Origin of the sequence: Sphingomonas yunnanensis (genome assembly GCF_019898765.1) — a bacterium.
GTDB lineage: Bacteria > Pseudomonadota > Alphaproteobacteria > Sphingomonadales > Sphingomonadaceae > Sphingomonas > Sphingomonas yunnanensis.
Genome location: NZ_JAIOKB010000003.1, coordinates 284,020 through 306,775, shown reverse-complemented (window position 1 = coordinate 306,775; position 22,756 = coordinate 284,020). Strand labels below are relative to the sequence as shown.

18 protein-coding genes are annotated in these 22,756 nt (G+C 68.3%); 5 read left to right on the top strand and 13 right to left on the bottom strand.

Features of this window, described 5'->3' with window-relative positions; genetic code table 11:
• Nucleotides 1-141 precede the first annotated feature (141 nt).
• A complete protein-coding gene (rfbB, locus tag K7957_RS11095; RefSeq protein WP_223012047.1) occupies nt 142-1,200 on the top strand; it encodes a dTDP-glucose 4,6-dehydratase in 1,059 nt (352 codons plus the stop codon).
• On the opposite strand, the gene K7957_RS11090 is transcribed toward rfbB, so the two are convergent.
• The 7 genes from K7957_RS11090 to K7957_RS11060 form a co-directional block, all read right to left on the bottom strand.
• Nucleotides 1,197-1,541, bottom strand: a complete 345-nt coding sequence (locus K7957_RS11090; RefSeq protein ID WP_223012046.1) for a hypothetical protein — start codon at nt 1,539-1,541, stop codon at nt 1,197-1,199. The two genes, rfbB and K7957_RS11090, sit on opposite strands and share 4 nt — an antisense overlap.
• A complete protein-coding gene (locus K7957_RS11085; RefSeq protein ID WP_223012045.1) occupies nt 1,538-2,779 on the bottom strand; it encodes a tetratricopeptide repeat protein in 1,242 nt (413 codons plus the stop codon). The genes K7957_RS11090 and K7957_RS11085 overlap by 4 nt, the downstream gene beginning before the upstream one ends.
• Nucleotides 2,779-4,998 carry a GumC family protein gene (locus K7957_RS11080; RefSeq protein WP_223012044.1) on the bottom strand — a complete coding sequence of 740 codons (2,220 nt, stop codon included), beginning with the start codon at nt 4,996-4,998 and terminating at the stop codon, nt 2,779-2,781. Before K7957_RS11080 ends, K7957_RS11085 begins: the two co-directional genes overlap by 1 nt.
• A gap of 9 nt (nt 4,999-5,007) precedes the next feature.
• Nucleotides 5,008-5,610, bottom strand: a complete 603-nt coding sequence (locus K7957_RS11075; protein ID WP_343228379.1) for a polysaccharide biosynthesis/export family protein — start codon at nt 5,608-5,610, stop codon at nt 5,008-5,010.
• Between the two features lie 178 nt (nt 5,611-5,788).
• Complete coding sequence (locus K7957_RS20400; RefSeq protein ID WP_223012042.1) at nt 5,789-7,021, bottom strand: O-antigen ligase family protein; 1,233 nt, start codon at nt 7,019-7,021, stop codon at nt 5,789-5,791.
• A 174-nt stretch (nt 7,022-7,195) separates the two neighbouring features.
• Nucleotides 7,196-7,966, bottom strand: coding sequence for an FkbM family methyltransferase (locus tag K7957_RS11065; protein WP_223012041.1), 771 nt, complete (start codon nt 7,964-7,966; stop codon nt 7,196-7,198).
• Nucleotides 7,963-9,219: a lipid II flippase MurJ gene (locus K7957_RS11060; protein ID WP_223012040.1), complete on the bottom strand. Its 1,257-nt coding sequence runs from the start codon at nt 9,217-9,219 to the stop codon at nt 7,963-7,965. Before K7957_RS11060 ends, K7957_RS11065 begins: the two co-directional genes overlap by 4 nt.
• A 258-nt stretch (nt 9,220-9,477) precedes the next feature.
• Here K7957_RS11060 and K7957_RS11055 point away from each other — a divergent pair, with 258 nt between their 5' ends.
• Nucleotides 9,478-10,422, top strand: coding sequence for a glycosyltransferase family A protein (locus tag K7957_RS11055; RefSeq protein ID WP_223012039.1), 945 nt, complete (start codon nt 9,478-9,480; stop codon nt 10,420-10,422).
• Here K7957_RS11055 and K7957_RS11050 read toward each other — a convergent pair.
• The 3 genes from K7957_RS11050 to K7957_RS11040 are packed head-to-tail and all read right to left on the bottom strand — an operon-like array spanning nt 10,419 to nt 14,166.
• Nucleotides 10,419-11,585, bottom strand: coding sequence for a glycosyltransferase (locus K7957_RS11050; RefSeq protein ID WP_223012038.1), 1,167 nt, complete (start codon nt 11,583-11,585; stop codon nt 10,419-10,421). The genes K7957_RS11055 and K7957_RS11050 overlap by 4 nt on opposite strands.
• Complete coding sequence (locus K7957_RS11045) at nt 11,582-13,249, bottom strand: hypothetical protein (RefSeq protein WP_223012037.1); 1,668 nt, start codon at nt 13,247-13,249, stop codon at nt 11,582-11,584. The genes K7957_RS11050 and K7957_RS11045 overlap by 4 nt, the downstream gene beginning before the upstream one ends.
• Nucleotides 13,246-14,166 (bottom strand): EpsG family protein, encoded by a 921-nt coding sequence (locus tag K7957_RS11040; protein WP_223012036.1) that lies wholly within the window; start codon nt 14,164-14,166, stop codon nt 13,246-13,248. The genes K7957_RS11045 and K7957_RS11040 overlap by 4 nt, the downstream gene beginning before the upstream one ends.
• A 154-nt stretch (nt 14,167-14,320) precedes the next feature.
• Here K7957_RS11040 and K7957_RS11035 point away from each other — a divergent pair, with 154 nt between their 5' ends.
• Complete coding sequence (locus K7957_RS11035) at nt 14,321-15,442, top strand: glycosyltransferase (protein ID WP_223012035.1); 1,122 nt, start codon at nt 14,321-14,323, stop codon at nt 15,440-15,442.
• A 128-nt stretch (nt 15,443-15,570) separates the two neighbouring features.
• Nucleotides 15,571-17,511: an asparagine synthase (glutamine-hydrolyzing) gene (gene asnB, locus K7957_RS11030; protein WP_223012034.1), complete on the top strand. Its 1,941-nt coding sequence runs from the start codon at nt 15,571-15,573 to the stop codon at nt 17,509-17,511.
• Between the two features lie 93 nt (nt 17,512-17,604).
• On the opposite strand, the gene K7957_RS11025 is transcribed toward asnB, so the two are convergent.
• Nucleotides 17,605-18,885 (bottom strand): sugar transferase, encoded by a 1,281-nt coding sequence (locus tag K7957_RS11025; RefSeq protein ID WP_223012033.1) that lies wholly within the window; start codon nt 18,883-18,885, stop codon nt 17,605-17,607.
• A 205-nt stretch (nt 18,886-19,090) separates the two neighbouring features.
• On the bottom strand, nt 19,091-20,299 hold the full coding sequence (locus K7957_RS11020) for a glycosyltransferase family 4 protein (RefSeq protein WP_223012032.1): 1,209 nt from the start codon (nt 20,297-20,299) through the stop codon (nt 19,091-19,093).
• Between the two features lie 117 nt (nt 20,300-20,416).
• Between K7957_RS11020 and K7957_RS11015 the strand changes: the two genes are divergently transcribed.
• Nucleotides 20,417-21,721 (top strand): hypothetical protein, encoded by a 1,305-nt coding sequence (locus K7957_RS11015; RefSeq protein WP_223012031.1) that lies wholly within the window; start codon nt 20,417-20,419, stop codon nt 21,719-21,721.
• Nucleotides 21,722-21,726: 5 nt separating this feature from the next.
• Here the strand turns inward: K7957_RS11015 and K7957_RS11010 are convergent, their stop codons facing one another.
• Complete coding sequence (locus tag K7957_RS11010) at nt 21,727-22,755, bottom strand: NAD-dependent epimerase (protein WP_223012030.1); 1,029 nt, start codon at nt 22,753-22,755, stop codon at nt 21,727-21,729.
• Between the last annotated feature and the right edge of the window lies 1 nt (nt 22,756).

Below are 22,756 nucleotides of genomic sequence, written 5' to 3'. Positions count from 1 at the left end.
CGACACCGCTTGCCTGGCGGGAGCGTCGGCCCGATGCCTCGCGCCCGGGGCTGGGCCGCCGCGAGCGGTTGCTATCTGCGAGCGGAGACGGTGATGGCGCCACAGGATCTGACGCGGCGCGGACCGCAAAGCGACGAACGGATGCGCATCCTCATCACCGGGGGCGCGGGGTTCATCGGCTCGGCGCTGGTACGTCGGCTGAGCCACGACGCCGCCGCCGAGCTGCTGGTCGTCGACGCCCTGACCTATGCCGCCTCGATCGACGCGATCGCCGCGGCACGTCGGACCGGCCACTGCCGCTTCGTCCACGGCGACATCCGCGATGGCGCCTTGCTGACCCGCCTGTTCGACTCGTTCCGCCCGAACGCGGTTGTACACCTCGCCGCCGAGAGCCACGTCGACCGATCGCTTCGCGCCCCGGACGACTTCATCACCACCAACGTGCTGGGCACGTTCCAGTTACTGAGCGCGGCCCGTGGCTATTGGGCGCGGCTGCCGGCGGCCGCGGCGGCGGCCTTCCGCTTGCTCAACGTCTCGACCGACGAGGTGTTCGGCGCACTGGGGGAACAGGGTCGGTTCGACGAGACCAGCCCGGTCGAACCGCGGTCCCCTTATTCCGCCTCCAAGGCGGGCGCGGACCATCTGGTGGCGGCATGGGGGCATAGCTACGGCCTGCCCGTCCTCCAGACGCACTGCTCGAATAATTACGGCCCGTGGCAGCATCCGGAAAAGCTGATCCCGCTGACCATCGTGCGGGCGTTGCGCGGCGCCGCGATCCCCGTGTACGGCGCGGGCGAGCAGGTGCGCGACTGGCTCCACGTCGACGATCATGTCGACGCGCTGCTCCAGGTGCTGGCGCGCGGCGTGCCGGGGCGGCGCTATCTCATCGGCGGCGATACGGAGCGTCGTAACCTGTCCATCGTGCGGGAGCTATGCGCGATCCTCGACGGCATGGCACCGCGGCCCGGCGCCGCGCCGCACGCCGCCGCGATCGCATTCGTCGCGGATCGGCCGGGCCACGACTTCCGCTACGCCATCGACGCCGGCCTGATCAGGAGCGAGCTCGGCTGGTCGCCACGACGCGGCCTGGCCGATGGCCTCGCCAGCACGGTGCGCTGGTACCTGGATCACCGCGACTGGTGGCAGCCGATCGCGAGCGCCGCCCCGCCGCTGTGGGACGCGGTCCACCCGGGCGTTTAGCGTCGCAACTTGCGTGCAGCGGTACGCGCTTTCTCGCCCGCATCCTTGAACGGCGACAGCGCATTGGCCTGAGGGTCGTAGAAGCGATCGAGGCGGTTGCGGATGCGTGACTCGACGCGATTGGCGATGCGATCGTCGATGCGGGCCATGGGTTCGATCCCCACTTCCTTCGCGGTGATCTCCCGGCTCTGTCGCTGCCCGGTCGTGCCCGCCGAGGAGGTCGCCAGCCGTGACGGACTCGAATCATCGGCCGTCGTCGCGGTCGATGGCGTGGACTGCTGCGCCGCTGCGGCCGCGCCGGTACCCAGCCACAGGAGCGCCAGCGCCAGCGCCACTTTCATCGGGCCGCCCTCGCCGCGGGGCGTAGCCACAGGCGATCGATCTGCCCCACCGTGCCCCCGACCGAATCGCTCGGCCGCGCGTTCAGCGAGAGGTTCTGTGTCGGACAGTCCGCCGGGACCGTCAGACGGCCGGAGAAACGGCCGTTCGCGCGAGCGGACGACGGCACCTCGACGCGGCCCAGTTCGCGGCCGTCGCCGCACGTCAGCGTCCAATAGGGCTGCGACTGGGGCGGCTGGTTGACGTCGATGCTGTGCCCCTCGAGCATATAGTCACCGGGGGGTAGCCACTGGAACTGGCGCAGCAGCGAGCCGCCGACACTCGCCGGCGCGACGAAGTCGACCACGCCCCCGCCCTCGCCGCGCTGTATGCCGACCGATATGCCCGCGTCGTTGACCGGTTGCCAGTCGAACGGGGTCGGGTCGGCGAGCTGCGCGCGGAACCGCGGGTCCCGCGCCTCGGTCCGGCGGGCGTGGGGCCGCATCGACTCATAGGCCGCCCAGGCCGCATCGATCGCATCGTTCTGGACAAGCCGCGCGATTACCTGCGAGCGCGCGCGGTCGTCCAGCTTGACACCCGCCGAGCTCAGCCCCTGGAACAGCAGGGCAACCGCGCGTGGATCATTGTCGCCCGTCGCGACGTCCGCGACGAAGAAGGGCGACCAGGCGGGTTCACCCGCCATCGTCCGGATCAGCGCGGACCGGATCGTCGGATCGGCGATTGCACCGCCCAGGACGGGGAAGAGGATCCCGGCGGCGGACCGCGACGTGCGCAGCGCGATATCATAATGGCGCAGCGCGCCGGCGATATCGCCGCGCGCCACCTTGTCCTCGATCAACCATAATTGCGTGCGCAAATCGCGCCGCGAGAGGGCTTCCGAATAACCGAACCAGCGCCGTGCCGCGGCCGTGTCGCCGCGGATCTGCGCGTCGAGGCCGAGCGTGGCGACGGCGCTCACCGCGCTGGGGTCGCGCCGCAGCGCGCCGCGTGCCAGCACATCCGCGCGCGCGCGCTGCGCCGCGGTCGCGTCCGGCCCCGACCAGCGTTCGGCCAGGTTGGCGAGCACCCTGGCGTCGCCGGGTGCCAGCGCATAGCCACGCTCGGGCTGCTGCGCGCGCACCGCGTCAGCGATCGACCGCACCGTCGCCGCATAGCCGAGCGCGGTCGCCGCGAGGGCGAGCGCCGCGCGCGCGCCCCAGACCGCGGGCGAGCGGGGCTGACGGGACGGTCGACGCGCCATCAGCCCTCCGCTCGACGCTTCTCGGCGGCGCGGTCGCGCCCGTAGCCATAGCCGTATTCATAGCCGTAGCCGTAATGGGCCTTGCGCGCCTCGAACTTGGTGAGAACGCCGCCGACGATCCGCGCATTGGCCGCGGCCAGACGCGCCAGCGCGGTCTTCACCAACGTCGACCGGATGCCGTGTGACTCGACCGCATAGACGACGCCTTCCACCTTGCTCGCGATCAAAGGCGCGTCCGCCAGCCCCATCACAGGCGGGCTGTCGATCACGACATGGTCGTAATGCTGCAGCAACCGCTCGATCAGGATCGCCAGGCGATTGCCCGTGAGCAGTTCGGCTGCGTTGGGCGGGATCGGCCCGGCCGACATGGCGGTGAAGCCGAGCTCCGTCATTGCGAAGGTAAGCGGCTCGATCTCCTGCTCGCCGCTCAGGAAGTTGCTCAACCCGCGCGCGTGATCCACACCGCCGAGATGGTGGACAGACGGCGACCGCATATCGCCGTCGACCAGGATCACCTTCCGCTGCGCGCGCGACAGGGTGGTGGCCAGCGCCAGCGCCGTGGTCGATTTGCCCTCGGCGGGACGGGTCGAGGTGACCGCGAACGACCGCGGCACGCCATGTTCGGTCGTGAAGGCCAGGTTGGTCTGGATCGCGAGATACGCGTCGAACAGATCCGACTTGCGATCGAGCAGCGCCTCCTTCGGCGTCGCCCCGTCGACCTTCGGCACCGAACCCAGCAGCGGCAGGCCCAGGCGGCGCTCGACCTCGGCCGGGTCGGCGATGGCCTCGTCCATGCGCTCGAGGATCAGCGCGAGGCCGACGCCGAGCATGGAGCCGAGGATCAGCGAAAGCGCGAGATTGACCAACACGCGCGGCGAGGACGGACGACGCGGCACGTCGGCCTCGTCCACCACCGACACATTGTTCACGCCGACGCCGCCGGCGACGCCGATCTCCTTGAAGCGCTGGAGCAGGCCCTCGTACAGCGCGCGGTTGGTGTCGACCTCCTGCTGGTAGATATTGTACTGGATGCTGCGGCGGCGCAGGTCGAGGTAACTCGTCTTCAACCGCTCGACGCGTGCCTGCAGCGCCTTCTCGCGCTCCACTGCAGTACGATAGTCGGACAGGACCGAGCTGGTGACGCGGCGCTCCTCGCTCGCGATGCTGCGGTCGAGCTGGTCGAGCTGCGACTTGATCGCCTCCGCCGCCGGGTAGGTCGGCTCGAACTGGGTCATCAGCCGCTGATAGTCCGCGCGCAACTCGGCGCGGTGCTGGCGCAGCACGTTGATGGCCTGGTTGCGCATCGCCTCGGCGGAGACCCCGGCCGCACCGGTCTCGCGATAGCGCGCCTCCGCGGCGATGCGGTCGGACGTGGCCTGCGACAGCAGCGCGTTCAACGTTGCGAGATCGTCCGCCACGATCGAGCGCTCCGAGGTCGATCCGTCGGCGGTCTGCTGGGCCGGCAGGTTGATGATCTTCTGCTGCGAGGCGTAGGCGACCAACTGACGCTGCGACTCGTCGAACCGCTCCTTCTGCTGGCTGAGCTGACGCTGCAGCAGGTTACGCCCGTAGGAGGTCGCCTGGATCTTGCGCTCCAGGTTGATCTGGATGAAATTTTCCGCCCAGGCGTTGGCGACCTTTGCGGAGAAGGCAGGATCCGGGCTGGTGAAGCCGACGTCGACGAGCCGCGACAACCGTGCCGGAGCCACGCTAAGATTGCGGCGCAGGATCTCACCGGCGACGCGCACGCGATCGGCGCGCCCGACCGCGGGATAACGGCCGTTGACTTGCCGGAAGGCATCGTCGTCGCGCTTCACCCGGTACAGCGCGTAGAAAGCCGGATCGTCGACCAGTCGCAGCTGCGCGGCGATGCGCTCCGACAACGAGCGTGAGCGCAGCAGACCGTATTGTGTCTGGTAGAATTCCTGGTCGGCCAGGCTGGTCTCGCGCTCCACCCCTTGGAAACTGGTGACCTGGCTGGACTCGCGCGCAATCTCGATCGTCGCCGTCGCGGTATATTTCGGGGTCATGAGCAGCGTCACGATCAGACCGAGCACCATGACGGCGGCAGTGACGCCGATGATGATGAACCGCCAGCGGATCGCGATGCGGATATATTGCCGGATCGGCGAGATCTGGTTCGGGTCCGGCGCGAGCGGCCCCGTAGGTAACGCCGGAACCGCGGCACCGACGCGCAGGTTCGATGTCAACGAATTCATCACGGCTTCCTATTGCAGCAGGGCGATCAGGGGAGCCGCGATGAGCGGCGAGACCGAGACAATGTCGCGGAACAGGCGCCGCTGGGGCGAATCGCCGACGATGATGATGTCATTGGCGTAGACGGGCGGGTCGTCATAGGCGCCGCGGCGGATGGCGGCGATATTGTACAGGCCGGCCATGCGGCGCCCGTCGACGGTGCGGAGCACCACCACATCGTCCTGCCGCGCGAATTCGGACAGGCCTCGCGCCGAGGCGACCACGCGCAGCAGCGTCATCTGGTTGGTCACCGGATAGAGGCCTGGCTCGACCACCTGGCCATCGACGGTGACGACCTGGCTCACCGAGCTCTTGATGTTGACGATCACCTCGGGCCTGCGCACGCCGCGGGTGCGCAGCGCCGCCTCGATCGTGCGCGATAGCTCCTCCGCGGTGCGGCCGCGCGCGTCGACCGTGCCGACCAGCGGCATCGCGATCCGCCCGCTGGCGTCGACCTGCATCTCCCGCGAGAGGTCGGGCACGTTGAACACGTCGACCTGGATCGTGTCGAGCGGACCGATAAGGGCGGGTCGATCGGAGGCGGTGAGATCGCCGCGGTTGGGTGGTGGCAGCACGCTGCTACCCTGGATCACGGTCAGTCGCTCGGTCGAAGTGATCTGCTGGGGGGCCGCGCATCCTGACAGGAGAGCGGCCGCCGACAAGGCGATACAGAGCGTACGCATGCGCGGTGAGAATTTCCGGGGAGGCTTAGACAGGTATACGCTCATAGCTTCTGCCAATCGACGGGTAAAGTTAGCCTTGCGACGGTCGGGCGCGCTCACGCCGGGTGGCGAGCCACGTCGCGGCGACGGCGACCACCGCCATGACGATCGGCGTGCGCGCCGGGTAATCCGAGAGGCTGGCGATGAAGACGAGCAGGAGCGCCGCCGAGCCGAGGCGGGCGTTCGTCGCGCCGCCGCGCCATGCGCGCACACTCGCCACCGCCCACCAGCCGACCGCCGCGAGGAGGAGCACCGCCCCGGCGACGCCGCCGTCGATCAGCACCTCGAGGAAATCGTCGTGGGCGTGGTTGAAGTAGGTGGGCTTGAGCAGCCGGAACGGCTCAGCGATGCGGAAGAGCGGATCGAAGCCGCCGAAGCCCGCGCCGACCGGAAAGTAGCGCGCGATCATCGACAGCACGGTCGGCAGCGCGCGCGCGCGTATGTCCTGTGCGGCGTCCATGCCGAACGCCCGGTCGATCGAGGCGGCGCGGTCGGCCGCCACGCTCAGCAGGATGAGTGTCGCGATCATCAGCACCGCCCCTCCGATGGTGGCGACGACGATCCAGCGCGGGACGCGGCGCAGCTCGTGCCGGATCGCACGACGCACCGTCAGCGGACCGATCACCAGCGCGACGACGCCCAGCACCATGCCCATGCGCGATCCGGTCGCCAGAATGGTGAGCAGCAGCAGCAGGACCAGGCCGAAGGCGAGCGGGAGGCGCCAGCGTGCGCTGCGTCCGTCGGGGAAGGCCCAGCGGAAACTCAACAGACAGCCGATCGCAAGAAGCAGCGCGAAGTGGTTGCGATTGGCCAGCCCGCCGTTCACGTCGCCGGGCGTGTCGTTGAGCAGCGGATGGTCGAAGCTGAGGCCGGAGAATTGCAGCAGGCCGATCAGGGTCGAGACCAGGATAAGCGCGAGCAGCAGCGCGGGCACCCAGTCGCGCTCGCGCTCGGACACGGCGGCCATGAGGAGCAACGCGGCGAACGGCACCACCAGCGATGAGGCGGCATTGATCGCTGCGTCCGGCACGATCGCGAGCGCGCGCCATGGCTGCGGCTCGCCCAGCAGGCCAGCCACCGCACCGAACGGCGCCCGCCCCGGTAGCGCCTGCCAGATCGACGCGGGCAGCGGCACCAGTTGCAGCAGGACGAGAAGGAGCGCGGCCGACAGGATCAGCAGCGGCGCGCGCACCGCGCGCAGATCGGGCCTCGGGCTGCACACGGCCGCGACCGCCAGCGTGGCCCACGCCGCGGCGCGCACCACCGCCTGCCCCATCACGTCGGGGCGCGAGGCTCCGCCAGCCACCAGCAGCACCGCCAGCAGGGCGCAGAAAAGAAGGAAGGCGGCACTCGGGCGGAGGTTGTGGTACAGGCGATCGGCACGCATGGCGGGCCTGTACGCGACCGCGCGGCGGATTTAAACCGGCGATAGCCGCAGTCAGTCAGCCGATCGGCGGAAGATACTGTTCTCCCTCGCCGTCAACACCGCCGCGTAGCCGTGACGCTCGAGCAGCGCGGCGATGTTCGGCGAGTGCAGCGTCTCCACGCAGATCAACCGCGGCCACGCGGCGCGCGGAAGATGGACGAAAAGCTCGGTGAACACGCCCTCTTCCATGCCTTCAACGTCGATCTTCATGAACTCGATCGCGCCGATGCCGTGGCGCTCGATCAGCGTCGAGAGACGTTCCACCTCGACCTTGATCCGGTGCGCCCGCGAGGTATCGGCCACGAACGAGTCGCCGCCGCGATTGCCCGTCGTGTTGAGGTAAAGGTCGAAATCGCCGCGTTCGGGGCCGACGCCGGTCTCCAGCACCTCGATGTTGTCATAACCGTTGATGGCGACATTGTGCCGCAGGATATCGGCGGTCTTCGGATTGGCCTCGATCGCCACGACGCGCGCTCCGGCGAACTGACGTGCGAGGAACAGGCTCCAGAAGCCGATATTTGCGCCGACGTCGAGGAATACCCCCGGCGTGGCGTGCTCAACCACGAACGCCCGCTCCTCGCGATCGTAGAGGTGTGGTTGGAACCACAGGCGATTGTCGACGCACTCGCGCGGATCCAAGGTCATCCGCGAGCCAAGTACGTCGACAGTCCCGCCGTCGTAACCGAGCGCGTGGTGGATCGGCGTCAACACACGCGTGGAGATCGCGCGCACGTACCGGATGTCAGGGCTCAACCGCCCGAGCTGCCGCAATATGCCCTTCAACTCGAGTCTCCTTGCCGCTCGCGCGATCGCGAAAACCACAGGGCGCCGGCGTGGAAGGCGTACACCGCCACGGCGGAGACGGCCAAGCCGAAAAGCCCGAACTGCCACACCAGGGCTAGACCGACCGTCAGCTTGAACGCCAGCACCGACGCCGTGATCACGGCGACGCTGCGGTGGTGACCGTCCGAGATCCGCTGTTGCGAGAAGAGCATGGCCCAGGTGTAGAAAGGCAATTGCCAGACCATCACTGCCAGCAGCGACGCGACCGCAGCGGTGTCCTGCGCCGTGAACGAACCGCGCTCGAACAGGAGTTGGACGATGGATCGCGACCATAGCCCGACGACGATCGCGACCGCCCCGCTCACCGCGCCGAGGAACAGCGACCAGCGACGCACGAAACGTCGCTTCTCCTCCGCGTCGGCGTCGGCGATCGCGGTCAGCGCCGGCAGCAGGACGCGCGGAACCGCGAGGGCGATCAGCGTGAAGAACGTGCCCTGTACGCGCAAGGCATAGCCGAACGTCGACAGCGACCCGGTCGGCAGCTGCGCCGCGATCAGCTGGTCGATCACCGACGAGACAGACTGCAGGCACTGGACGCCAAGCATCACCACGAAGACGGGCCAAAAGCCTTTCCACAGCCCGCTGCTGTAGCGCAGCGCGATCCCGCGCAGGTCGCCCGATCGCACCATGCTGTGCAGCGTGAGCGCGAGCTGGAGCAGGCTGCCCAGCACGGTCGCGATCGCCAGCGTCCTCACCGTGGCGGGCAGCAGCAGCATCGCCAGCAGGATGATGAGCGCGGGGGCGCCATCGTAGAGGCTGTTGGTGTGAAGGTCGCGCGCCATCAGGCACGAGGCGCCATATTGCGCCACGAACAGGCAGGGAATCATCAGCCATAGCCACGGCAGCATGACCCATGCGGAGCGCATCGCCTCGGCGTCGAGTCCCGACAGCCCGGCGGCGACGAAGACGTATAGTCCGATGCCAGCCGCGCCGCCGACGATCCCGCCCGCGACGAGCGACAGGCCCAAGAGCTGCGCGCGGAACCGGTCCGCGCGGCCCGGCGAGCGGCGTTGCAGCCGGATCATCGCGGGCACCGCGGTGGCGAAGACGGTGCCATACCAGATCGACACCGGCGTCGAGAGGATGTTGAACAGGAAGAGGTAAGCGTCGATCGCGGGACCGATGCCGAACCGCGCGGCGACGGCCACTTCCTTGGAGAGCCCGACGATCTTCGCCCCGCCGGCGAAGATCATCACGAGCCCGAACGACCTCAGCGTTCCGGATCGGGTGAAGAGGGTTCTGACAGCGGCAAACACAAGATGCTCGGGAACGGCGGTCGCGGGCCACGGACGTGGGTCGATCCTGCGCCGTGCAGGTAGAGCCCGGTCGCGGCGGCGTCAAACCATAAGCCGGCGCCGCCTCCCGGGCTTGCCTTGCCCGGCGCGTGAGCCTAGCGCGGGGCCGCCCGGGTCCGCCCGGGCAGCGAACCGGTAAGGAGGCGGGCGCCGACGATGACCGACGATCGCGACCGTGCCGCAGAGGCGCCTGAGTTCACGATCTTCACCGCAACCTACGATCGCGCCGGTACGCTTGAGCGCCTGTTCGACAGCATCGCGCGCCAGACCTACCGCGGTTTCGAGTGGCTGGTTGTGGACGACGGATCGACCGATGCGACCCCGGCGCTGCTGGCCGGTCTCGCCGCGCGCGCGGCCTTCCCAGTCCGCTACTTCCGGCAGCCCAATGGCGGCAAGCATGTCGCCTTCGATCGCGGCGTCCGCGAGGCGAGAGGCGCGCTGTTCCTGACGATCGACTCCGACGATGAACTCTTGCCCGACGCGCTCGCGACGCTGGCTGCCACCTGGCACGCGATCCCGGCACGCGAGCGGGCGCACTTCACCGGTGTCACCGGGCGTTGCGTCGACCAGCATGGCAGCCTCGTCGGCGCGCCGGTCGCGCGCTCTCCGGTCGACAGCGACTCGGCCGAGGCCACCTTCATCCTGGGTTGGACCGGTGAGCGCGTCGGTTTTCACCGAACCGAGGTGCTGCGAGCGCACCCCTTCCCGCGGGGCGTCGAGTCGCGCTTCATCCCCGAGGGGCGTGTCTGGCTCGACATCGCGCGTCGGTACAAGACCCGCTTCATCGAGACGCCCGTGCGCGTCTTCCACGATCACGATGCGCCGCGGCTGAGCGCATTGGATCGAGTCCAGCGTGCGCCCGGCGACCTCGAATATTACCGGTTCGCGCTCAACCATTATGCGCATTGGTGGTGGCGCGCACCCGGCGCGATCGCGAAGCTGGCCGTCGGGCTCCGTCGCGCCGAGCGTCACCTCGACACGACCGTGCCGCGTGACTCGCTCCCGCTCGCCGCCCGGCTGTTGCTGCTCGCGGCGGGGCCGCTGGCCGCCATGGCGCGCGCGCGCGACCTGCGCGTCCGTCGCCGCAACGCCGGGTGCTAGCGCCGCTGCGACCCGGCCACCGCGACACCGGCCGCGTACGCCGGCAGGCCGAGCGCGGCCAGATAGCGCGTCACCGCCGTTTCCTCCGCGAAAGCCGCGGCGCGCGCGCGCGCGTCGGGCGAGGGCGCCGCCAGGACGCGCTCGATCGCCGCGGCCATCGCCGCGACATCGCCCACCGGGACCAGCGTCCCCCATCGGCCGTTCTCGAGGATCTCGTCGGGACCTGTCGGGCAGTCGGTACTGACCAGCGGGGCGCCGCACGCCATCGCCTGCACCAGCGCACCTGGCATGCCTTCGTACCGCGACGACAGGACGAAGACGGCGGCGCGGCGCATGAAGGCGAAAGGGTTCTCCTCGAAGCCCGGTAGATCGACGTCCTGCTCAATCCCGGCGGCCCGCACCTGCGCGATCAGCGCGGCGCGGGACTCCCCCTCGCCGAGGATGAGCAGGCGCGCCGGACGGTGTCGGCGTACGCGCCGGAACGCCTCGATGAGGGTGGCGAAATCCTTCTGGTTGGTGAGGCGCCCGCAGCCGAGCACCACTGGAAGCGAAGCGTCGGTGCTCAGCCAGGGGTGTTCACAGGGCCGCTCCGCGGCCGCCAGCAGCGCCGCGTCGACCACCGGATTGTAGATGCAGGCGAGCCGATCGTCCGGCAATCGCAGCGCCCGCTTGAACTCCCCGACCATCGCCTCGGCGACGACGATCAGGCGATCGGCCCAGCGATATGTCGGCCACATCAGCGCGCGGATCGCACGATCGTGGAACGAGCGGTGATGCCGGCGCGCGGCGGTGAGGCTCAGCCGCTCGCTGATCACGACGCGTCCGGCACCGCCGGCCCACCGGTGCGCCATCAGCGCGACGACATTGGCATGGGTCATCGCCGCCAGCAGCGCGCGGGGTCTGTGTGCGCGCAGGTAGCGCGCCAAGGGCACGGCGCTGCGCAGGATACTGTCGGTCCCGAGATCGACGACGCGGACGCGCGGGTCCAGCCCCGCGAGATAGGGACCCCGCGCGGCCGCGAGCACCAGCTCCACGCGATAGCCCCGCGCGACGATGCCGCTGGCGAGGATCGCCATCACGCGTTCCGCACCGCCCCCCTCGAGCGAGGGCAGGAAGATCGCGACGTCAGGGCGGTCGGCCGCTTGAGGGACGGGAACGCTCATCGCGCGGCGACGGCGATCGCGCGCGCGAAGCCGGCGATCCGGTTACCGTCCGCGGCGCGCGCTGGCTCGTTCAGCCGGATCGCGACCGCGCCCTCCCCCTCGATGACGTTGTCCTGCACCGTCGCTCCCGCGGCGAGGATACGGATCGCCCCGTTCGCGTCATTGAACCGCGGCGCCGAGAGCATGTTGGCGCGCACCACGACGTCGCTGCCGGTCACCAGCACGACGGAGCCGAAGAACCGCGCGACTCGGTTGCGCGCGACCGTGCAGGCGCGGCCCGAGACGCTGATCGCACCGTCGTTCGTACCGAGCGACGCACCGACGACGGCGTCTACCAGGCTGCTGCCGTCGCGGTTGAGCCCCGCGATCGCGCCGCAGGCCGCCGCGCGAAGACCGGTGATCGCGACGGGAGTGAAGGCGGCAGAATGGACATAGACGAGCGGGTTCTCGGCCCGCGTCGTCGTCACGCGCTCGAAGCGCGGCGACGTGATCGCCGTCGCGGCATCGGATCTGGCGCCGTCCCCGGTCGGAACGTCGATCGCGCCGCGGGTCGCCGTCGCGGCGAAGCCGCGGATCACGGCGTTGGCGATCCGTCCGCTGGTGGCGCCCCATGAGATCGCGCCGGCCCGATTATTTTCGAAGGAGCAGTCCACCGTGGCGATGTTCTCGGGGCGGGCCACGGGTGATACGAGCAGGCCATAACCGTGATTGCCGACGAAGCGGACGCGATGCAGTACGATGCCGCTGATCGCCCCATTCGGCGCGACCGCGTCCGACTCGAGGTCGATACCGGCGGACGGCGCCGTGCCGTTGGTGTTGCCGTAAGAGCCGCCGTCGAACAGCCCGTCGTGCCCGTCGATCACCGAGCAACCCTGGCGATAGCAATTGTCGGTGACGCAATCGACGAAGCGGAAATGATGGCAGCGCGTGTCGGCGCGCCCGGGCGTGGCGGAGAAGACGATGAAACCGTCGCACACCGCGTTGATCGAGCGCACGCCACGGCACTCGAAATGCGAGCACGACTGGAAATTGACCGTATGCGCCGGCACCTCGCGCGGCGCGCGCGCCGCCCGGTTGCCGTCGACCGTGAGCGAGGCCAGGGTGAAATTGCTACATTCGTTGAAGTAGAGGATCCAGAAGCCGTGTGCGACAGGCGTCCCCGCTTTCACCACGATGCTGCCCCTGCCCTCGATCACGAAGCCGCTCTTGCGCGCGACGGTGAGGCCGCGCGACAGCACGTAGCGGGCGTCGAGCCGAAGCCTGAGCCCGGGGGCGATCTGATCGAACAGCGCCTCGAGCACGGCGCTGTGATCGGCCTGGCCCGGGTCCGCCCCGAACATCTCCGGCGTCAGGACCTCGCCCGTGCGGACCCATGCGCCGGCGCTGGCAGGCACGTTCCGTGCCGCCACGAAGCGGCCGCCGAGCGGGTCCCGCGCGACCTGCGCGCGGTGATCGCCGACGGTCCAGCGGAACAGCCCCGCTCGCCCGGGGTCGGTCAGCCGCGCCGCGCCCACGCGCGGATCGAGCGCCCGCAGCGCCGCGAGATCGGGCACGGTCTGCGCGTCCGGCGGGGCGGCGCACGCCGCGGCGGGCAGCGTCGCCGCGCCGGCACCGATCCCGCGCAGGACGCTGCGCCGCGACCATGCCGCCGCAGCACGCCTCACACGCTGATCCACACGAGGAAGTAGAAGGCGGAGAAGGTGAAATAATGAACGTAGAATAGGTAGCGGCGATCGCTACGCAGATGGACCGTCAGCGCCGCGAGCGACGGGATGCCGATCGCGACGAACCGCGCACCATATACGCCCATATAGGTCGAGGATAGAAACATGAAGACGTTCAGCATGAAGAAGTAGAGATCGAAACTATACTCTTCCTGCTTGCGGAACAGGTAGAAGCTGGCGATGAACAGCGACCAGGCGATACCCAGGAGAATACCCGACGTCTGGTCTTCCTGGATGAACGCCCTGCTGTCCCCGACCGCGGTCAGCGCGAAATCGCGCACGTACGCGATGATGAACGCCAGCAGCAGCACCGCGACGATGCCGAGCCACAGCCGCTCGTCGAGCAGCTTCCTGATGCCGACCCGGGTGACCGCGACATAAGCGTAATAGAACAGCACGAAGAGGAGGAACGACGTGTGGATCCCGATGGCGCAGACGAAGAGCGGCACCTGGATCACCGGATTCCTGATCAGCGTAGCGTTCAGGAAGATGCCGGTCGCCAGTCCGGAGCGGAGCTGCTCGACCACGGAGTTCACATAAGCGGGATTACAGACGAAGAGCGCCGCGATCAGCGACTGCGTCCTGTAGAAGATGTAATATACGATCAGGAAAGTGGCCAGCGCCGTGACGATAAAGAAACTGCGATCGACGTTCCCGGTCCAGCGCCAGAGCGCGTCGAAGCCGTACACCCACAATCCCTCTGACAGGATCAACCGCACCCACCCCAGATTCATCACGGAGGAAAGATACCAGCCGCTCTCGAAGCCCTGGCGATAATTCCTAAGGTCTGGGAACGTATAGGGAAACCGCTGGACCCAGTTCATCGCCAGGAACAGGCCGCAGATCGCCGCGGCCACTAGGACGGTTCTGATCTGTTTCGCAATCGGCATGTCAGGTAGCTACACGGTGGAAGGGCGAGCGCGGATGCTATTGGCGCAACGCCGCCGCCGAGGCAAATCTGTTCGCGTCTGCGCGGTGGCGCGGCGCGTGGCAGACGGCTAAGGGGCGCGAATGCGGATCTTGCATGTCATCACAGGGCTCGGGCCGGGAGGCGCCGAGCATATGCTGTGGCGCCTGATCGCCGCGACACCGCAGGTGGAACACCTCGTCTTCAGCCTCAGCGGCGCCGGGGTCCTGTCGCAGAGAATGCGCGACGCGGGCGCGACGCTGCTGGGCGACGACACCACCGGCCTGCGTTCCTTGCGCGCGCTGCGGCGGTCAGTCCTGGAGCGGCGCCCAGACGTGATCCAGGGGTGGATGTATCATGGCAACATGGCCGCGCTGCTCGCCCGGTCGGCGGCGCCCGGCGCGGCGATGTACTGGAACGTCCGACAGTCGCTGACGCACAAGCGCTTCACCAAACCGGCCACGCGGGCGCTGGTACGGCTCCAGGCGCTCTGCTCGCGCGCGCCGGCAGGCATCATCTACAATGCGGCATCGGCGGCGCGCGACCATGAGGCGGTGGGCTTCTCCCGCCGGTCTCGGGTGATCATCCCCAACGGCTTCGACGTCGATCTCTTCGCCCCTGACCCGGCAGCGCGGCGGGCCGTTCGCGCCGCGTTGAAGCTCGGCGACGATCGGCTCGCGATCGGCCTGATCGCGCGCTTCGACCCGTGGAAGAACCACGCCGGCTTCTTCCTCATGGCGAAGCGCATCGCCACACTTCATCCGCGCGCGACGTTCGTCCTGGCGGGCAAAGGCATCGACGACGGGAACGAGGAACTGGCGGCGATGGTCGATGGCGCCGGCCTGCGCGACCGGGTCGTGCTGCTCGGCGACCGCCGCGACGTGGCCGAGCTGAACGTCGCACTCGATATCGCCTGCAACGTATCGCACGGCGAAGGCTTTCCCAACGCCGTCGGCGAAGCGATGGCCTGCGCTACGCCTTGCGTCGTGACCCCGGTGGGCGCCTCGGCGGAACTGGTCGGCGACGATGGCGCGATCGCGCGCTCCACCGCCCCCGCCGACCTCGTCGACGCGGTGGACGCCGTCGCGCGTCTGCCCGACGCCGAGCGCCGCGCGCTGGGTGCGCGGGCGCGGCGGCGGATCCTCGATCATTTCTCGATCGACGCCGTGGCGCAGCGCTACCTGGCACTCTATGCGACCGCCGGGTCTGGCGCGGGAGCCGGCTGAGCGATGGTCATTGAGGGGCGCATTCACTGCCGCGCGCGTGCGCGGTGGTCGGGCGGTTCGACTACCGTCGACTCAGGGTGCCGGGACGCCGGTGGTGCCCGGCAAACATCGTGCAAGGATTGTCGTTGATGTGTGGGATAGCAGGATTTCTCGCCCGGAGCGGCGGCACCGACCTTGCCGCACAGGTCCGCGCGATGACGGACTGTATCGCCCATCGCGGCCCCGATGATGCGGGGGTCTGGGTCGACGAGACATGCGGCGTGGCGCTGGGCCATCGCCGGCTCTCGATCATCGACCTCTCACCCGCCGGCCACCAGCCGATGGCATCTCCATGCGGCCGCTACGTCACCGTCTACAACGGTGAGATCTACAATTACCGGGAGTTGCGCGCCGAATTGGAGGCAGCGGGAGCGATCGCTTGGCGCGGCCATTCCGATACGGAGGTGATGCTCGCGGCGATATCGGCCTGGGGCGTGGAGGCGACCCTTCCCAAGCTCAACGGCATGTTCGCGCTGGCGCTGTGGGATCGGCAGGAACGCCGCCTTCACCTCGCGCGTGACCGGTTCGGCGAGAAGCCGCTCTATTATGCCGAGATCGCCGGCACCTTGCTGTTCGCCTCCGAACTCAAGGCGATACAAGCGCATCCCTCGTTCCGGGCCGAGCTCGACCGCGACGCGCTGACGCTGTTCCTGCGGCACAATTACATCCCGGCGCCGCACAGTATCTGGAAGGGGGTCTTCAAGCTCGAGCCGGCGCACCATGTGACCTTCGACGCCGCACGCGGCGTGGCCCCGCCGCGCGCTTATTGGTCGCTCGACGCCGTCGCCCGGGCCGGCGTAGCGGATCCGCTGCGCGTTACGCCCGACCTGGTCGATGAGGCCGAGGCGGTGCTGACGCGCGCGATCGGGCTTCGGATGGAAGCCGACGTGCCGCTCGGCGCCTTCCTGTCGGGCGGGATCGACTCCTCGCTGATCGTGGCGCTGATGCAACGTCAGTCGACTCGACCGGTGAAGACCTTCACCATCGGCTTCGCCGACCGCGCCTATAACGAGGCGGATGTCGCCGAGGCGGTCGCGCGTCATCTCGGCACCGACCACCGCGAGCTCTACGTCACCCCCGAGGACGCGCTGGCGCTGATCCCCGCGCTCCCGGCGATCTGGGATGAACCGTTCGCCGATTCCTCGCAGATCCCGACCTATCTGGTCAGCCGCATGACCAGAGAGCATGTCACGGTGGCGCTGTCGGGCGACGCCGGGGACGAGCTGTTCGGTGGCTATAACCGTTACTTCCTCACCGATCGCATCTGGAAGGCGACCGGCTGGATGCCGTCCGGCCTGCGTACGCTCGCGGGAGGGGTGCTGCGCTCCCCGGCGGCGGGGCGGCTGGCTCACTCGGTCAATGGGCTGTTGCCCGCCGCGCACCGGCACTTCGCGGTGCGTGACCGGCTGCCGAAGGTGGCCGACGTCGTCGAGGCGCGCGACTATTGGCAGGTGTACCGCCAGCTCGTGTCGCATCACGCCGATCCGGGGGCGCTGGTGATCGGTGGCACCCCCCCCGCGACTATCCTCGACCGGCCGCCGCCCGACCTGGGCGGCCCGATCCATGCCATGATGTATCTCGACATGATGTCCTATCTGCCGGGCGACATCCTCACCAAGGTGGATCGGGCGAGCATGGCGGTCAGCCTTGAGTCACGGGTCCCGTTCCTCGATCCGGACGTAACCGCGTTCGCCTGGCGGCTGCCGCTCTCCGCCAAGGTGCGCGGCCAGACCGGCAAGCATATCCTGCGGGAGCTCTTGTACCGCCACGTACCGGCTAGCGTGATCGATCGGCCCAAGATGGGTTTCGGCGTCCCGATCGCCGAGTGGCTCCGCGGTCCCCTGCGCGATTGGGCGGACGCCCTGCTCTCGCGCGAGCGACTCAGCCGGGACGGCATCTTCGCGGTCGAGCCGGTCGTGCGGCTCTGGGAGGAACATCGCAGCGGACGCCGCCACTGGCATTATATCCTGTGGAGCATCCTGATGTTTCAGGCGTGGCACGAACATCAAGCCGACGCGCTGCGGCGCTGACGCGGTCGCGGCGGCGGATCGCCTATCGCCTTCAGGATGGCTTGGTCACCTGCGCTACCATCACGACCGGCGCGTGGTCGCGAGCGATGGCGATCAGCGGGCGCCGAAGCCCGTCATCATCGTCGCCAGCGTGCGCAGGACGATCAGGCTGTCGATCCACAGCGAGAAGTTCTTGATGTAGTAGAAGTCATAGTAGAGCTTGCTGCGGACTTCCTCGACATCGGCGACATGGCCCTGCATCACCTGCGCCCACCCGGTGATGCCGGGGCGGACGACATGGCGGTAGCGGTAGAAGGGGATCTCCGCCTCGTACCAGGACGACAGCACCGCTGCCTCCGGGCGCGGACCGATCAAGCTCATCTGTCCTTTGAGAACGTTGAGGAGCTGAGGCAGTTCGTCGACACGGCTCTTGCGCAGGATGCGTCCCAGACGGGTGACCCGATCGTCGTTCTGGCGTGTTATCGCGCGGTCGCGCGAGTCCCGTTGCCCCGGCGCCTCCAGGCGCATCGTGCGAAATTTGAAGACCACGAAGGGCACGCCGCGGAAACCGATGCGCCGCTGCCGGAAGATCGCCGGACCCGGGGAATCGAGCCGCACGAGCAGCGCGACGACCAGCAGCAGCGGTGAGAGCAGCACCAGCGCGATCGCCGCCGTGACGCCGTCCAGGAGGTGCTTCGGTAGCATGTAGGTGTTGGGCGGCGACAGGGTGCCGTAGCTCGTCTCGGACAGATGCTCGAGCTCGACGCGGCCGGTGAGCGACTCGACGAGGTGCTTGCTGTGATAGACCGGTACGCCGAGTAGCGCGATGTCCGCGATACGGCGCTCCCACTCGATCGGCAGGTCACGCCGCAGATCGACTGCGATCGCGTCCACGCCCTCGATCGAGTCCCTGACGTCGTTCAGGGTCTGCCACTGGACGCTCTCGATCGCGCGCAGCCGGTCGACCTCGCCATGGACCGGCAGGATCCCGATCGTGAGGCGGCGACGCCCGAAGAAGCGGGCGTAGCCGATGTAGAAGATGACGATCGCGCCGACATAGGCGCCCGCCAGACCCCAGCGGCTATATTCCAGCCGCAGCATGAGCAGCGCCACGATCAGCACGCCGAACGACGCCGAGAAGCCCGGGATGATGGCGGCGGCCCGCTCGACGCCGGGATAGCGGCCGACGTTGCGGATCAGCACGATGCCCAGGACGATGGCGGCGAGGCCGCCCCAGAAGGCGTTGGCCGAGGCGACCAGCCCCTGCTCCGCCTCGGCGTGGCTGACGAACATCACGCGCAGCAGCGGCGGTATCGCCGCGGCCACCAACCCCCATAACATCTGCCAGCGAAGTCGGTACCAATAGCGATGTTGCGATAGGAGATCGTCGCTCATGCGTTGGCGAACATATCCATAGGCGATCGGGGCGCCGGGCACGATCGCTTGCTGAAGAACCTCTCATAACAGGCCGGCACACCTGCCCCCTTTTGACTTTCCCGGTGCCTTGCTGCCGGCGCTGACACACGATCGTTGGTCTGGCTGGTCGAGGACGGACGCCGCACGTCGTGTGCATACTGATCGCGGCGGCGGGATGTCGAGATCAAATTTGGCGGAGGTGCCAGCGCCGGTCAAGCGACGCCATCGTCTGGTCGTACAGCGCCGCCACCTCGCCGCCCACCGCCGCAGCCGCGTATCGAGCGCGTGCCAGTCGTGCGCCCTCCTGGCCCAGCCGCTCGCAGAGGCGGCGATCGCCCGCGAGGCGAAGCAGCGCGTCGACCAGCGCGGGCGTGTCGCCGAGCGGCACGAGCAAGCCGTTGACGCCGTCGCGCACCACGTCGCGGCAGCCCGGCACGTCCGTCGCCACCAGCGCACGCGCCATCGCGCTGCCCTCGACCAGGGCGAGCGGCAATCCCTCGCGGTGCGATGGCAGCAGCACGACATGGCTCGCGGCGATGCCGGGCACCACGTCGTGGCGCGGCCCCAGCCACCGCACCGCCCCTTCCGCGACCGCCGCCTCGATCGCCGGCCGATCCAGCGAGGAAGGATTATGGTGATCGATATCACCCACCACGGTGATGCGGATCGGGGCGCCGCGCCGGCGCAGTTCGCGTCCCGCCGCGACCACGGCGTCGATCCCCTTCTCGCGCAGCAGGCGTCCGACGAACAGCACCTCGAGCACGTCACTGTCGGGCAGGGGCACAGCGGCGAACCGCGCGAGATCGACGCCGCTTCCTGCGATCAGGCGAGTCTTTTCCGGAGCGACCAGGCCAAGTGTCAGGAAGGTGCGGCGGTCATCCTCGTTGTAGAACACCACCACGTCCGCCAGGCGCAAGGCAGCGCGGAAGGCGACGCGCCCGACCGTGCGGACCATACGCGAGCGCGCCATGAACACGTGTCCCAGGCCGGCGACCGTCGCAACGCGCACGGTCCGTCCGCCCAGCGCGCAGCCGAGCAGGCCGACCATCGTCGGCTTGGCGTTGAAGACATGGACCACATCCGGGCGGATCTGCCGCACCAGCGCGCGATAGGAGAGCAGCAGGCGCAGCGCGGAGCGCGGGTCGCGAGCGCGTTGATCGAGCGCGAGCGGGTGGAAGACGAAGCCCTCTTTCTCCAGCTCCGAACCGTATCGCGCGTCGTCGCCGTCGCCGGCGTCGCCGCACAGGTGAACCGTCCAGCCCGCGTCACGCAGCGCGCGGGCGAGCATGCGGCGCTGGCGGTAGATTGTCTCCGCGCATCGTCCCGCGATCAGCACCGTACCGGCGACAGCGGCGGCGGGCTCGTCACAATGGGGCGTAGGAAGCGATGTCATGCGTGTCCGATGCGGTTGTGTCTGCGCCATGCCGGCCATAGAGAGCCCCGGTCCCTTCGTCTCCTCCGCGCGCCGGACCAAGGCGCGCATCGTCACACGTGCTGAGGATTTCCCACCGTGGTCGCTGATAAACAAGTCCTCCTCATCGAGTTCAACGAGCTCAACTTCGAGGCATTGCAAGCTTACGCGGCACGGGGGGAACTGCCCCATTTCGCCGATTTCCTCGGCCGTGTCGGCTACGCGGAGACCTCGTCCGAAGCGCGTTACGAGGAACTCGAGCCGTGGATCCAATGGGTCACCGCGCATACCGGCCTGCCGCTGGCGCAGCATGGCGTCTTTCGCCTTGGCGACATCGTCGACGCCGACATCCCGCAGATCTGGGAGCAGCTGGCCGAACAGGGACTGCGCGTTGGCGCTATCAGCCCGATGAACGCGAAATGCCGGCGCCGCGACATGGCCTTCTTCGTGCCCGATCCCTGGACGCGGACCGACATCGTCGCAAGTCCGCTGGTGCGGCGCATGTTCGACGGCATCGTCCAGGCCGTCGGTGACAATGCCACGTCGCGCGTGTCGCCGCGGTCGCTGCTGAACCTGGCGGTTGGCGCAGCGGTGACGGCACGCCCGCGCAACTATCGGCGCTACGTCGCCCTCGTTGCCGCGGCACGCCGACGGCCGTGGAACAAGGCGATCTTCCTGGATCTGCTGCTCGCGGATCTATTCACCTCGGAGGTGCGGCGCCACCGGCCCCATTTCGCGTCGCTGTTCCTCAACGCGGCGGCGCATATCCAGCATCATTACATGTTCTCGTCCGCGGTGTACGCCGGGCCGATGCGCAATCCGAGCTGGTATGTTGCCGCCGGCGTCGACCCTCTGCTAGACGTATATCGCGCCTATGATCATATCCTGGGCGACCTGCTGGCGAGCTTGCCCCGCGCGCGTCTTATGCTGGCGACTGGATTACATCAGGACCCGCATCCGACGCTCACTTATTATTGGCGGCTGCGCGATCACGCTGCCTTTCTCACCGGGCTGGCTGTTCCCTTCACCGCGGTCGAACCGCTCATGTCCCGAGACTTCGTCGTGCGTTGCGCGGATTCGGCGAGCGCGGCGGTCGCCGCGACGATGCTCAGCGCGATCACCGACGATGGCGGTGTGGCGCTGTTCGAGGTCGACAATCGCGGGAACGACCTCTTCGTCATGCTGACCTATCCGCACGAGATCCGGCGCGACACCCGGTACCGTTTCGGTGACCGCTTGTTCGACGGCCTGTACGACACGGTGACCTTCGTCGCCATCAAGAACGGCCAGCACAATGGTACGGGTTATTTCGCCGACTCGGGGCAGCTTCATTCACCGGAACGCGATCGATTTCCGCTGAGCGAGATACCGGCGCGGATCATTCGGGCGCTGACGCCCGCCTGACCCGCTCAGGCGGGCAGCGCGGCCCGGTTGACGCCGTAGAATTCCATGTACCAGTCGACGAACCGCGAGATGCCCGTCTCGATGCTGGTGTCGGGCTTAAATCCGATCCACGCTTCCAGCGCACTGGTGTCGGCCGCGGTCGCCTGAACGTCGCCTGGTTGCATCGGCAGCATGTTCATCTGCGCCTTGGCGCCGAGTGATCGTTCCAGCGCCGCTATATACCCCATCAGCGGCGTGGGCCTGCTGTTGCCGATATTGAAGACGCGATACGGCGCGTTGCTCGTCGCGGGATCGGGGTGGGCAGGGTCAAAATCCGGGTCGGGCGTCGCTGGCTTGTCGACCAGCCGCACGACCGACTCCACGATGTCCGCGACATAGGTGAAGTCGCGCGTCATCTGCCCGTTGTTGAAGACGTCGATCGGTCGGTTCTCTAGGATCGCTTTGGCGAAAAGGAACAACGCCATGTCCGGCCGCCCCCATGGGCCATACACCGTGAAGAAGCGCAGCCCGGTGGTTGGGATGCCAAACAGATGGCTATAGGTGTGCGCCATCAACTCATTGGCCTTCTTGGTGGCGGCGTAGAGGCTGACCGGATGATCGATGTTCTGATGTTCGCTGAACGGCAGCGCGACGTTGCCACCGTAAACGCTCGAGCTGCTGGCATAGACGAGGTGTTCGGTCCCCTGCGCGCGGCACGCCTCGAGAATATTGAGGAAGCCCTGTATGTTCGCCTCGATATAGGCGTGCGGGTGCGTGAGCGAGTAGCGCACGCCGGCCTGTGCGGCGAGGTGCACCACCCGATCTGGCTTCTGCTCGGAGAAAATGCGTTGGATTGCCGCCGCGTCCGCCACGTCGGCGTGATGAAAGGTGAAATTCGCGTGAGCACGCAGTCGCGCCAGACGAGCTTCCTTCAACGAGACATCGTAATAATCGTTGAGATTGTCGACGCCGATCACTTCGTCGCCCCGCGCCAGCAACAGCGAGCTGGTGTGCATGCCGATGAAACCGGCGGCTCCGGTCACTAGGACTCTCATG

Coding starts and splice junctions, on each gene's coding strand:
- rfbB (WP_223012047.1), top strand. CDS start 142: ATGCGCATCCTCATCACCGGGGGCGCGGGGTTCATCGGCTCGGCGCTG.
- K7957_RS11090 (WP_223012046.1), bottom strand. CDS start 1,541: ATGAAAGTGGCGCTGGCGCTGGCGCTCCTGTGGCTGGGTACCGGCGCG.
- K7957_RS11085 (WP_223012045.1), bottom strand. CDS start 2,779: ATGGCGCGTCGACCGTCCCGTCAGCCCCGCTCGCCCGCGGTCTGGGGC.
- K7957_RS11080 (WP_223012044.1), bottom strand. CDS start 4,998: ATGAATTCGTTGACATCGAACCTGCGCGTCGGTGCCGCGGTTCCGGCG.
- K7957_RS11060 (WP_223012040.1), bottom strand. CDS start 9,219: ATGATCTTCGCCGGCGGGGCGAAGATCGTCGGGCTCTCCAAGGAAGTG.
- K7957_RS11055 (WP_223012039.1), top strand. CDS start 9,478: ATGACCGACGATCGCGACCGTGCCGCAGAGGCGCCTGAGTTCACGATC.
- K7957_RS11050 (WP_223012038.1), bottom strand. CDS start 11,585: ATGAGCGTTCCCGTCCCTCAAGCGGCCGACCGCCCTGACGTCGCGATC.
- K7957_RS11035 (WP_223012035.1), top strand. CDS start 14,321: ATGCGGATCTTGCATGTCATCACAGGGCTCGGGCCGGGAGGCGCCGAG.
- asnB (WP_223012034.1), top strand. CDS start 15,571: ATGTGTGGGATAGCAGGATTTCTCGCCCGGAGCGGCGGCACCGACCTT.
- K7957_RS11025 (WP_223012033.1), bottom strand. CDS start 18,885: ATGAGCGACGATCTCCTATCGCAACATCGCTATTGGTACCGACTTCGC.
- K7957_RS11020 (WP_223012032.1), bottom strand. CDS start 20,299: ATGACATCGCTTCCTACGCCCCATTGTGACGAGCCCGCCGCCGCTGTC.
- K7957_RS11010 (WP_223012030.1), bottom strand. CDS start 22,755: ATGAGAGTCCTAGTGACCGGAGCCGCCGGTTTCATCGGCATGCACACC.